Here is an 11,804-nt window from a genome sequence, read left to right on the forward strand (position 1 = left end):
AATATGTAGAATATATTTTTTATTAGCACTCGATTCACTTGAGTGCTAACACATTTATTATGATAATGAATTCACGCATGAAATGCAAGCCTCATACTTATTTTTTTCGTAAAAATTATTTCCCCACTACTCTACAATTTTCGCATTGCATCTCATCATAAGATTCCCATATTTTACAAATTTTATTATAAACTATTCATAATGATTCTTTCTCTACCTTACAAGCTTTCCAATTGAATGCCACACAGTTTATTAGTAAAATAAAGTTTAGGCTTGCGCCATTTTTAATTTTGCAGGATGAAGGGACTTTTGTATGAAAAAAAAATTTATATATATAGTGATTACTTTTGTTGCTATGCATCTTTCCTCAATCATCGGCGTGCCACTACTATTTTTTGCAGGAGTTCTACTGTTTGATATTGAACCTACCGCGATGGAAATGTGGGCACAAGGGATTTGGATCGTTTTTAGTTTTATAGTTGGGCTATTCATCATTCTCCTTCTTCTAAAAAAATCCGAACCTTATACAAAGATAGAAAAAGAGGAGTCCATGCCATTAGGTCCTGCGATTGTCTGGGCGATTGGTGGAATCTTTCTCGCTATCTTTTCCCAATTAGTTGCTGTTAACATCGAAACGCTAATTGGAATTAATCCTGGTTCAGAAAATACCCAGGTTATTATGGACATGATTCAAAAAATGCCAATGGTTCTTTTAGTAAGTTCTATCATTGGGCCAATTTTAGAGGAAATTGTTTTCCGAAAAATCATCTTTGGAGCTCTTTATAATCGTTTTCCATTTTGGGCTGCTGCCCTAATAAGTTCTTTAGCCTTTTCGATTGCTCATATGGAACCTGTTCATCTACTTTTATACGCTGCGATGGGGTTCACTTTTTCCTTTTTATATGTCAAAACAAAAAGAATTATTGTTCCGATTATCTCTCACATGATGATGAATACCATTGTTGCTGTTAATATGCTCTTGCTAGACCCTGAGATGCTAAACAATGGATCGAAGCAGATTCAAGGTTGGATTGGAGGGATGTTCGGATGAGGACACCTTTCTTTTCTGGTGTACTTTATATTGTACTTGGAGTGATATTTACCTTTTTTGCCATTCAACAAGTTACGACAAACGGCTGGAACTTTTTCGTATACGTATTATTAATCTTTGCCACTATAGATTTCGGAGCTGGATTTAGAATGATTGGCTGGCATTTCAAGTTAAAAAAGAGAAAAAAATAAACAGCAGGGAATCTGATAACTGAGAGATTCCCTGCTGTTTCCATTTTAGTCTTTCTGTTCTGCTGCGGCTTTTGATTTTTTATATCCAATTTTGGAAATCCAGACGCTGATTTCGTAAAGGATCAACAACGGCACTGTTACCATCATATGTGAAAGTAAATCTGGCGGAGTTATAAAAGCGGCAATTACTAACAGTACAAAATATGCATATTTACGTACTTTTGATAGAAATTCTGGTGTAATAATTCCGAGTCGCGTAAGAAAAAGGATTACAACTGGTAATTGAAAAAGGATGCCAAATGGAATTGTAATCTGAAATAAAAACTGGAAAAACTCACTAATTCCGATAGTTGTTTGAATATCCATGTTACCAGATAAATTAAGCATAAATTTAATAACAAATGGAAATAAAACAAAGTAAGAAAACGAAAGGCCAGTTAAAAAAAGAATACAAGCCACTGGAATATAAGCTAGTGTTACTTTTCGTTCTCTTTCTAGTAAGCCCGGGCTAATAAAAGCCCATAATTGATATAGTATCACTGGTGAAGTTAACAGAAATCCAAGTAAAAATGTCATTTGCATATATACTTTGAAAGGATCCGTAGGTCTAAATGCATTCATCGTTAATTCTTGAGCTAGTGTTCCATCTTGAAGTAATTTAATTAAAGGCTGAGAGATAAAAAAACTCGCAATTGAAGCAATAACGAAGAAAACGACTATGATAATCAGCCGTTTTCTGAGTTCTTCTATATGCTCTATAATCGTCATATTATCGTTCATGGCCATTCATCCCATCATTGCTTAGCGTCACTTTTATCCTTCTCGTCTTCGTCAGCCAAACCTTTTGTTGCGTTTCTGAACTCACGTAAAGTGCTACCTGCTGCTTTTCCTAATTCAGGTAACTTCTTAGGGCCGAAAATTAACAATGCGACAAGTGCAATAACAAGTATACTGCCTCCGCCTGCTCCCATTTGCGCCCACCTCCTCATTTAATCTTTATTGTAACGGATTAAGTAAAAATTATCTATCAACATCATTTGTTTCTTGTGAATTTTCCGTGTCAGGATTCGGATAATTTTTCAAGAAGTAAATAAGAGATTGTAATTCAACTGCTAGATCAATGTGGTGCACACGAATCGCAGGCGGTACACTTAGTCTAGCTGGTGTAAAGTTTAAAATTCCTTTTACACTTGTTTTTTCTAGCCGATCAGTCACTTGTTGAGCTACAGTTGCTGGTACAGTCAAAATTACTGCACTTACCTCTTCTTCATTAAGATGTTCTTCCATATCGGCTAAATCATAGATTGGAACATCGCTAATGGTAGTTCCGATTTTTTCAGAATCGACATCAAACCCCATCGCAATTTGCGTGCTGTTATTTTTCAAGAAGTTATAGTTAAGAAAGGCCGTTCCAAGATTCCCGACCCCAATTAAAGCGACTTTAGTAACTTCATGCTGATCCAAAGTCTTCGCAAAGAAAGAAAGCAGATAGTTAACATTATACCCATATCCTTTTTTTCCAAGCGCACCGAAATAAGAAAAGTCTCTTCGGATCGTTGCAGAGTCTACTTTGACTGCTTCACTAAGCTCCGCTGAAGAAACACGTTGCTTTCCAGAAGCATGTAAGTTTTTAATAAAGCGATAATATAATGGCAATCTTTTGGCCGTTGCCTGCGGTATCTTCATAGTTGTTGTTTCATCACTCATTTTCAAACCCCCATTCTAGTCTATGGTGCACTCTCTTTTTGTTATTCATTCTCTATATCATCGTATTTCACATATTACCTTTTATAATCCTGACTCGAAGTTCCGCCCGTTTTCTCAACCAGATATGTTTTACCAATGACCATTCCTTTATCAATTGCCTTGCACATGTCATAAACGGTCAAAGCTGCTGTTGAAACTGCTGTGAGGGCTTCCATTTCTACTCCTGTATGACCAATTGTTTTAACGGTTGATTGAATTTCCAATATCCACTTTTGCGCTTCTTCTTGTTTCCAGCTAAACGATAAATCAATCGCTTTTAAGGGGATAGGATGGCACATTGGAATGATTTCCCATGTCCTTTTAGCAGCCATAATGCCGGCAACTTGGGCAACTGCAAGTACATCACCTTTTTTTATTTGTTGATTCATTATCTGTCCGTAAATGAACTCATTTACTTCTATGCTTGAATGAGCAATGGCCGTACGTACTGTTGCAGGTTTGTCACTGACATCAACCATTTTAGCTCGTCCTTCTTCATTAATATGTGTTAACTTCTTCACGAATAGCACCCCTTCTTATCATACACCATTTTATTTGAGCTGTCCTACTTTTTCTATCAAACATGAGGAAAGATTGCCCCAGTTCCTATTTTTGCGGTAAACTATCTATGAATATAGGGGTGAATAGCAATGATGCTTTTACAAATACAGCAATTAACAAAATACTTTGGTGCGGAGTTAATTTTATCCAATATAAAGATGGAAATAAAATCAAAAGATCGCATTGCGCTTGTTGGCAGAAACGGTGCTGGAAAATCAACATTATTAAAAATTATTGCCGGACAGCTTTCTCATGAATCAGGACAAATTGTTAAACCAAAAGACGTCACGTTCAGTTATTTAGCTCAAAACACAGGTCTTGAGTCCACGTTAGCGATTTGGGATGAGATGCTATCTGTTTTTGAAGACTTAAGAAAAATGGAAACAGAGATTCGCAATTTAGAACTAGCGATGTCCAATCCTGTTATTTACGAAAATCAAGAGCAAGCAGACCGATTATTAAAGGAATATGATAAGTTACAGGTGAATTTTAAAGAAGCTGGCGGTTATCAATATGAAGCCGATATTCGTTCTATTCTTCATGGAATGCGATTTTACGAGCAGGATTATCAAACATCTATTTCTACATTAAGCGGAGGACAAAAAACAAGATTAGCTTTAGCGAAACTCTTATTAAAAAAACCGGATATTTTAATCTTGGATGAGCCTACGAACCACTTGGATATTGATACACTAGCATGGCTTGAACAATATTTACAAGGGTATGAAGGGGCGATTTTAATCGTCTCCCACGACCGTTATTTTCTTGATAAAGTAGTCAATCAAGTCTATGAGTTATCTAGGCATGAAATCACGAACTACCACGGAAACTATAGTAAATATTTGCAACAAAAAGCAGAAATATATGAGCGTGATATGAAACGCTACGAAAAACAACAAGATGAAATCACAAAAATGCAGGATTTTATTCAGCGAAATTTGGCTCGTGCTTCTACAACTAAGAGAGCGCAAAGCCGCCGAAAACAGCTCGAAAAAATTCAAATTATGGACAGGCCAAACGAAGGAGAACAATCTGCAAACTTTTCCTTTGATATAGAAAGACAAAGTGGAAATGATGTATTAAAGATTAGAGATGCTAGCATTGGGTATAAAGACCAACCGCTAGCGACAAACATTGCAATCGATATTTGGCGTGGAGACAGTGTTGCTCTTGTAGGTCCTAATGGAATTGGAAAATCAACTCTTTTGAAAACAATTATTCAAAAACTCCAGCTTCTTTCAGGCACTATTGAATATGGAGCTAATGTTACTTTCGGTTACTATGATCAGGAGCAAGCCGTGCTTTCTTCCAATAAGACCGTTTTACAAGAACTCTGGGATCGTTACCCTTTAAAACAGGAAAAAGAAATCCGAACAACACTTGGTCATTTTCTATTCAGTGGTGATGATGTTCTAAAAACCGTATCCTCTTTGAGTGGTGGAGAAAAAGCACGCCTCGCCTTAGCTATTTTGATGCTCGAAAAAGCAAATGTTTTAATTCTTGATGAGCCTACAAACCATCTGGATTTAGATAGTAAAGAAGTGTTGGAAAATGCCCTTGTTGATTATCCCGGCACCATTCTTTTTGTATCCCACGACCGCTATTTTATCAACAGGCTAGCGACAAAAGTAATTGAACTTTCTTCTAATGGAACAACGGAATATTTAGGTGACTACGATTACTATGTAGAGAAAAAGCAAGAAATGCTGGAGCTTGCCAAACTTGAAGAAGAGAAAAAGACAGAACGAATAATGACTTCAACAGGAGGAAAATCTTCATTCCAACAAGACAAGGAAGCGAAGAAATTAGAGAGACAGCGAAAGCGAAGAGTGGAAGAAATTGAAGTCGGACTTCATGAAAAAGAAGAAAAAGTCGCAGCTCTTGAAGAACAATTATGTTTACCCGAAGTTTTTGAAGATCATGAGCAGGTTCTCTCGATAAATAAAGAGATTGAAGAATTAAAGAATGAGATCGAACAGCTATTTGAAGAGTGGACTGAGCTTTCTGAACTCTTGCTTTAAATAGTGTCCTCTGTAAGTAGAAGTGCCCAAGGTCGAAGAACTGACTTTGGACACTTCTTTTTTGAGCGAAGTTCCGAGCTGCGTAACGGATGAATCCCATTTTTATTGGCTAAAGTGAAAAGACGTTTGTTATTTCAAAACTACATCTCACACTATATCCACAGAGTTACACACATTATTAACACCTATAAATCAGGTTCCACCACAGTTATACACATTATCCACAGGATTAGCAGGGGTTTTCCACAAAAAATGCGAATACCCGGTGTGAAAGTCTTTCTAATCCTGTCGGTCCAAGTTACCCACATTTTTATCCACAAGGGATTTACAGAAAGAAAAACCGGGCAGTTTATTCCCGGTTCTTCTCAGACTTATTAAAAGTTTTCAATATCTAATCCTGGATAAGCGTTCATATCCATTTTTCCTCTTTTGCCTAATTCAAAAAGAACACTTCCTGCTGCCGCGATCATAGCTGCATTATCTGTGCAAAGATGTAATGGAGGTATAACAAGCTCGATATCAGGCATTTTTACAAATGCTGACTCTAGTTCGGCTCGCAAGCCTTTATTTGCTGCTACCCCACCAGCTACTAAAACTTGCTTTACTTGAAACTCCTTAGCTGCGCGAAGGGTTTTTTTCGTCAAAACTTCGATGACACTCGCTTGAAAACTCGCCGCAAGATCCTCTTGAGAAATAATTTCGCCTCTTTGCTCAGCATTATGCAATGTGTTGATCACAGCTGACTTAAGTCCACTAAAACTAAAATCATACGAGCCCTCAGCTAACCATGCTCTTGGTAAATCAATAACTGGTTTACCTTCATGTGCAAGACGATCAATATGAGGTCCACCAGGGTACGGAAGCTTTAGTGTACGAGCCACCTTATCATAGGCCTCTCCTGCAGCGTCATCCAGAGTCTCTCCGATAACTTTAAAGGATCCATGCTTTTCCATAAGTACGAGCTCTGTGTGGCCACCTGAGACGACGAGCGATAGCAGGGGAAACTTTAATTCCGAAACTAGTCTATTAGCGTAAATGTGACCGGCAATATGATGAACAGGAACAAGCGGAATTTGGTGAGCAAAAGCTAATGCCTTAGCTGCATTGACTCCGACTAGTAAGGCACCGACTAATCCAGGCCCTTCCGTAACAGCAATCCCATCTATGTCTTTAAAAGAAATTCCAGCGTTTGCTAAAGCCTCCTCAATAACGATTGTGATCTGCTCAACATGATGTCTGGAAGCAAGCTCTGGAACAACTCCTCCAAATCGTTTATGACTTTCAATTTGCGAGGCTACAACATTAGAAAGAAGCTCTTTCCCATTTCGCACAACTGCTGCAGCAGTTTCATCACAACTTGTCTCAATGCCCAAAATGATTAAATCTTTTTCCATTATAATTTCACCCACATAACTTGCGCATCTTCTTGATTATCCGTATAGTAATTTTTCCGAATGCCGCCTTCTTGAAAACCAAGCTTTTTATAAAGCGAACGAGCTGGAGTATTCGAGACTCTCACTTCCAAAGTCATCGTTTCAGCTCCTGCTTCAATTGCAATATCCATCATTTTTTTTAACAATGTTTCACCAAGTTTTTTTCCACGATACTCTGGTAAGACAGCAATATTGGTAATATGAGCTTCGTCAATAACAAGCCATACTCCACAATAACCAATTACAACACCGTTTTCTTCCATTAATAAATACAAAGCATAACGGTTTGTTAGAATATCTTGATAAAAAGCCTCCCTAGGCCACGGAACAGTAAAAGACTTTTGTTCAATATGCACAATCTGATCAATATCCTTCTCTGTTGCAACCCGAAATGTTACCTTAACCTGACTTTGGGATGGTTCAATCATGGGAATCCCCCTGTTTTTCAAGCCACTTTGCCTCTGCCTCAACAAGTCGAGCATAATTAGGGGCAAAAGAATGAACATCGTCTTCTGTTAATCGAATTCCAAGCTTTCCAAGTTCTCCAGGACGTGGATTATTTTCAGTTATTCCGGAAAAAAAAGCCTTTTCGTGAAGAATATCTTGAAAAGTTTCCTGATGAATATGAACATCATTACCCAAAAATAAAACAGGCTTATTTAATTCTTTTAATAGCTCTGCCCATTGCTTTGCAGAAATATTTTGATCATCTTTTACAGTTTCAAGTATTCCATCTTTATATTGATACAAGCCAGTAAATAATAGCCCACGTCTCGCATCAAAAAGCGGAGCAAGATAGCCGTCAAAATAGCGTGCAGATGCTGCCAATGCAGCAAGGCTAGAAACACCGACTAAAGGGATACCTAAACTCCAAGCCATTGTTTTTGCAATCGTAACCCCAATCCTAACTCCCGTATAAGAACCAGGTCCTTTTGCCACAACGATTTTACTCAATTCTGCTGTTGAGGTTTCACAGTCGGAAAGCAACTTCTCAATCGCTGGCATGACTCGAACACTATGGTTCTTTTTCATATTTGTTATATACTCTCCAATAAGGGCTTCTTCGCTCAACAACGCAACTCCTAGCACCTCATTAGATGTATCAATCGCTAAAGTTTTCATTCCAAAACTCCTTACATAGCGCTTCGTATCTAGCCCCTGTTGGCTTGAATACTATTTTTCTGCGATCTTCCCCCTCGTGATATAAATATATGACGAGGCTTTCATTTGGCAACTGCTCTTCGATTAAATGAGCCCATTCGATCACAGTTACTCCATCCCGATCAAAGTATTCATCTATTCCTAAATCTTCAAATTCATTTTCGACTCGATACACGTCCATATGATAAAGTGGAAGCCTTCCATGATACTCTTTTATGATAGTGAACGTTGGACTGTTCACATTTCTTTGAATATCTAATCCAGCAGCTAACCCTTTTGTAAATGTCGTCTTACCCGCTCCAAGATCACCTTCAAGTAAGATAAGGTCATTTGGTTCAAGTCGGTTACCTAGATTCTTAGCAATCGAAAGGGTTTCTTCCGATCCATTCGATTTGAATTCATAAATCTGCATTCAAACTCTCCCTTTACTATTTTGCAATTACAAGTTTACATGAAAATTGTATAATGCGCAAAAAAGCTATCTATGGAACCTATTTTTATAAAAGTTTTGAACACAACAAAAAAACGAACCATTGTTCGTTTATAAGTGGCGGTCCGGACGGGACTCGAACCCGCGACCTCCTGCGTGACAGGCAGGCATTCTAACCAACTGAACTACCGGACCAATGATTCTTATGTATCTTTTAAAGATTGCGGGGGTAGGATTTGAACCTACGACCTTCGGGTTATGAGCCCGACGAGCTACCAGACTGCTCCACCCCGCGACGATTAAAATAAAATAAGTTAAGTTAAGTTATTTGCTTAACAACATTATTTATATTACATGAATTCCCATCATAAATCAAGTGCTTTTTATAAAAAGATTCATTTATTCACCAGGAAAATTTTAAATTCACTAAAAAAAGTAATGCTATTTTAAAAAACTCATTTCTTAAGCCTTTAATTGATAAGCTGTTCCTCTAAAACTTTGCACAAATAAAAAGGGCACTCAATCTACCGACAAATCTCATCTCTTCGTCAGGTTCACTAGATCGATTCTCGTGAGCATAGCCCATTCCGAGTCTCTCTCCCTCACTTCCTTGATCTTCTTGGTCCTCCTGATCCTCGCTTGTTTAAGGGGATAATTTTTCAGGCTACTTCATAATGTGTAAACCTTCGGTTTATATAAAAAAAGACACCCACATTTGGATGCCTTGATCGCCTGGCAACGTCCTGCTCTCACAAGGGGAAGCCCCTTACTACCATCGGCGCTGAAGAGCTTAACTGCCGTGTTCGAGATGGGAACGGGTGTGACCTCTTCGCTATCGTCACCAGACTACTTGCACAGGATGTGCTGACTTCTGCGTTGCTCACAGGACGTGAGCGATCTTAGCAGAAGATCCTTTTAATGAGGTTCATTCCCTCAAAACCAGATAAAAGAGAAGTAGTAATTGAAAAACATTCATTTGATTAAGCCCTTGACCGATTAGTATCCGTCAGCTCCATGTGTCGCCACACTTCCACCTCGGACCTATCAACCTGATCATCTTTCAGGGGTCTTATGGTATAAACCAAGGGAAATCTCATCTTGAGGGGGGCTTCATGCTTAGATGCTTTCAGCACTTATCCCTTCCGCACATAGCTACCCAGCTATGCCTCTGGCGAGACAACTGGTACACCAGCGGTGCGTCCATCCCGGTCCTCTCGTACTAAGGACAGCTCCTCTCAAATTTCCTGCGCCCGCGACGGATAGGGACCGAACTGTCTCACGACGTTCTGAACCCAGCTCGCGTACCGCTTTAATGGGCGAACAGCCCAACCCTTGGGACCGACTACAGCCCCAGGATGCGATGAGCCGACATCGAGGTGCCAAACCTCCCCGTCGATGTGAACTCTTGGGGGAGATAAGCCTGTTATCCCCGGGGTAGCTTTTATCCGTTGAGCGATGGCCCTTCCATGCGGAACCACCGGATCACTAAGCCCGACTTTCGTCCCTGCTCGACTTGTAGGTCTCGCAGTCAAGCTCCCTTGTGCCTTTACACTCTGCGAATGATTTCCAACCATTCTGAGGGAACCTTTGGGCGCCTCCGTTACTCTTTAGGAGGCGACCGCCCCAGTCAAACTGCCTGCCTGACACTGTCTCCCACCCGGATCACGGGTGCGGGTTAGAATGTCAGTACAGCAAGGGTAGTATCCCACCGATGCCTCCACAGAAGCTGGCGCTCCTGCTTCGACGGCTCCTACCTATCCTGTACAAGCTGCACCAACATTCCATATCAGGCTGCAGTAAAGCTCCACGGGGTCTTTCCGTCCTGTCGCGGGTAACCTGCATCTTCACAGGTACTATAATTTCACCGAGTCTCTCGTTGAGACAGTGCCCAGATCGTTGCGCCTTTCGTGCGGGTCGGAACTTACCCGACAAGGAATTTCGCTACCTTAGGACCGTTATAGTTACGGCCGCCGTTTACTGGGGCTTCAATTCGTACCTTCGGCTTGCGCCTAAGCACTCCTCTTAACCTTCCAGCACCGGGCAGGCGTCAGCCCCTATACTTCGCCTTGCGGCTTCGCAGAGACCTGTGTTTTTGCTAAACAGTCGCCTGGGCCTATTCACTGCGGCTCTCTCGGGCTTTCACCCAAAAGAGCACCCCTTCTCCCGAAGTTACGGGGTCATTTTGCCGAGTTCCTTAACGAGAGTTCTCTCGATCACCTTAGGATTCTCTCCTCGCCTACCTGTGTCGGTTTGCGGTACGGGCACCTCCCGCCTCGCTAGAGGCTTTTCTTGGCAGTGTGGAATCAGGAACTTCGGTACTATATTTCCCTCGCCATCACCGCTCCGCTTTAAAGAGAAGGATTTGCCTCCTCTTCAGCCTAACGGCTTGGACGCGCATATCCAGCAGCGCGCTTACCCTATCCTCCTGCGTCCCCCCATTACTCAAACGGCGGGGAGGTGGTACAGGAATATCGACCTGTTATCCATCGCCTACGCTTTTCAGCCTCGGCTTAGGTCCCGACTAACCCTGAGCGGACGAGCCTTCCTCAGGAAACCTTAGGCATTCGGTGGAAGGGATTCTCACCCTTCTTTCGCTACTCATACCGGCATTCTCACTTCCAAGCGCTCCACCAGTCCTTCCGGTCTGGCTTCACAGCCCTTGGAACGCTCTCCTACCACTGACACCTACGGTGTCAGTCCGCAGCTTCGGTGATCCGTTTAGCCCCGATACATTTTCGGCGCAGAGTCACTCGACCAGTGAGCTATTACGCACTCTTTAAATGGTGGCTGCTTCTAAGCCAACATCCTGGTTGTCTAAGCAACTCCACATCCTTTTCCACTTAACGGATACTTGGGGACCTTAGCTGGCGGTCTGGGCTGTTTCCCTCTCGACTACGGATCTTATCACTCGCAGTCTGACTCCTGAGAATCAAGTCTTTGGCATTCGGAGTTTGTCTGAATTCGGTAACCCGATGAGGGCCCCTCGTCCAAACAGTGCTCTACCTCCAAGACTCTTTCTCAAGGCTAGCCCTAAAGCTATTTCGGAGAGAACCAGCTATCTCCAGGTTCGATTGGAATTTCACCGCTACCCACACCTCATCCCCGCACTTTTCAACGTACGTGGGTTCGGGCCTCCAGTAAGTGTTACCTTACCTTCACCCTGGACATGGGTAGATCACCTGGTTTCGGGTCTACGACCTCATACTATAT

General features: G+C 41.1%; 11 protein-coding genes, 2 tRNA genes and 2 rRNA genes (1 of these 15 cut by a window edge). 3 read left to right on the top strand and 12 right to left on the bottom strand.

The window, feature by feature from the left end; translation table 11 throughout:
* Positions 1 to 313 precede the first annotated feature (313 nt).
* Positions 314 to 1,051: a CPBP family intramembrane glutamic endopeptidase gene (locus BN1243_RS10320; RefSeq protein WP_062106548.1), complete on the top strand. Its 738-nt coding sequence runs from the start codon at positions 314 to 316 to the stop codon at positions 1,049 to 1,051.
* Positions 1,048 to 1,242, top strand: coding sequence for a YdiK family protein (locus BN1243_RS10325; RefSeq protein WP_062106550.1), 195 nt, complete (start codon positions 1,048 to 1,050; stop codon positions 1,240 to 1,242). Before BN1243_RS10320 ends, BN1243_RS10325 begins: the two co-directional genes overlap by 4 nt.
* Positions 1,243 to 1,287: 45 nt before the next feature.
* Here the strand turns inward: BN1243_RS10325 and tatC are convergent, their stop codons facing one another.
* The 4 genes from tatC to moaC all read right to left on the bottom strand — a co-directional run bounded on the left by tatC (position 1,288) and on the right by moaC (position 3,509).
* The gene (gene tatC / locus BN1243_RS10330) at positions 1,288 to 2,028 is read right to left on the bottom strand and encodes a twin-arginine translocase subunit TatC (RefSeq protein WP_407638855.1); all 741 of its coding nucleotides are present in this window, start codon (positions 2,026 to 2,028) and stop codon (positions 1,288 to 1,290) included.
* 8 nt (positions 2,029 to 2,036) lie between these two features.
* Positions 2,037 to 2,213 carry a twin-arginine translocase TatA/TatE family subunit gene (locus BN1243_RS10335; RefSeq protein WP_062106554.1) on the bottom strand — a complete coding sequence of 59 codons (177 nt, stop codon included), beginning with the start codon at positions 2,211 to 2,213 and terminating at the stop codon, positions 2,037 to 2,039.
* 49 nt (positions 2,214 to 2,262) lie between these two features.
* On the bottom strand, positions 2,263 to 2,928 hold the full coding sequence (locus BN1243_RS10340; RefSeq protein WP_407638886.1) for a redox-sensing transcriptional repressor Rex: 666 nt from the start codon (positions 2,926 to 2,928) through the stop codon (positions 2,263 to 2,265).
* A 95-nt stretch (positions 2,929 to 3,023) separates the two neighbouring features.
* The gene (gene moaC / locus BN1243_RS10345; RefSeq protein WP_084781878.1) at positions 3,024 to 3,509 is read right to left on the bottom strand and encodes a cyclic pyranopterin monophosphate synthase MoaC; all 486 of its coding nucleotides are present in this window, start codon (positions 3,507 to 3,509) and stop codon (positions 3,024 to 3,026) included.
* 129 nt (positions 3,510 to 3,638) lie between these two features.
* Here moaC and BN1243_RS10350 point away from each other — a divergent pair, with 129 nt between their 5' ends.
* The gene (locus BN1243_RS10350; protein ID WP_062106557.1) at positions 3,639 to 5,570 is read left to right on the top strand and encodes an ABC transporter ATP-binding protein; all 1,932 of its coding nucleotides are present in this window, start codon (positions 3,639 to 3,641) and stop codon (positions 5,568 to 5,570) included.
* A 374-nt stretch (positions 5,571 to 5,944) separates the two neighbouring features.
* Here BN1243_RS10350 and tsaD read toward each other — a convergent pair whose 3' ends face one another.
* The 8 genes from tsaD to BN1243_RS23130 form a co-directional block, all read right to left on the bottom strand.
* Positions 5,945 to 6,964, bottom strand: coding sequence for a tRNA (adenosine(37)-N6)-threonylcarbamoyltransferase complex transferase subunit TsaD (gene tsaD / locus BN1243_RS10355; protein WP_062106560.1), 1,020 nt, complete (start codon positions 6,962 to 6,964; stop codon positions 5,945 to 5,947).
* Positions 6,964 to 7,431 carry a ribosomal protein S18-alanine N-acetyltransferase gene (rimI, locus tag BN1243_RS10360; protein WP_062106562.1) on the bottom strand — a complete coding sequence of 156 codons (468 nt, stop codon included), beginning with the start codon at positions 7,429 to 7,431 and terminating at the stop codon, positions 6,964 to 6,966. The genes tsaD and rimI overlap by 1 nt, the downstream gene beginning before the upstream one ends.
* Positions 7,424 to 8,125: a tRNA (adenosine(37)-N6)-threonylcarbamoyltransferase complex dimerization subunit type 1 TsaB gene (gene tsaB, locus BN1243_RS10365; RefSeq protein ID WP_062106564.1), complete on the bottom strand. Its 702-nt coding sequence runs from the start codon at positions 8,123 to 8,125 to the stop codon at positions 7,424 to 7,426. Before tsaB ends, rimI begins: the two co-directional genes overlap by 8 nt.
* On the bottom strand, positions 8,106 to 8,576 hold the full coding sequence (gene tsaE, locus BN1243_RS10370) for a tRNA (adenosine(37)-N6)-threonylcarbamoyltransferase complex ATPase subunit type 1 TsaE (RefSeq protein ID WP_062106566.1): 471 nt from the start codon (positions 8,574 to 8,576) through the stop codon (positions 8,106 to 8,108). The genes tsaB and tsaE overlap by 20 nt, the downstream gene beginning before the upstream one ends.
* Positions 8,577 to 8,712: 136 nt before the next feature.
* Positions 8,713 to 8,789 (bottom strand) — tRNA-Asp (locus tag BN1243_RS10375).
* Positions 8,790 to 8,815: 26 nt separating this feature from the next.
* Positions 8,816 to 8,889: transfer RNA gene (locus BN1243_RS10380), tRNA-Met, on the bottom strand.
* 435 nt (positions 8,890 to 9,324) lie between these two features.
* Positions 9,325 to 9,440: ribosomal RNA gene (gene rrf / locus BN1243_RS10385) — 5S ribosomal RNA — on the bottom strand.
* A 130-nt stretch (positions 9,441 to 9,570) separates the two neighbouring features.
* A 23S ribosomal RNA gene (locus BN1243_RS23130) occupies positions 9,571 to 11,804 on the bottom strand (it continues 2,393 nt past the right edge of the window).

Origin of the sequence: Bacillus niameyensis, assembly GCF_001375535.1 — a bacterium.
Lineage (GTDB): Bacteria > Bacillota > Bacilli > Bacillales > Bacillaceae_C > Lederbergia > Lederbergia niameyensis.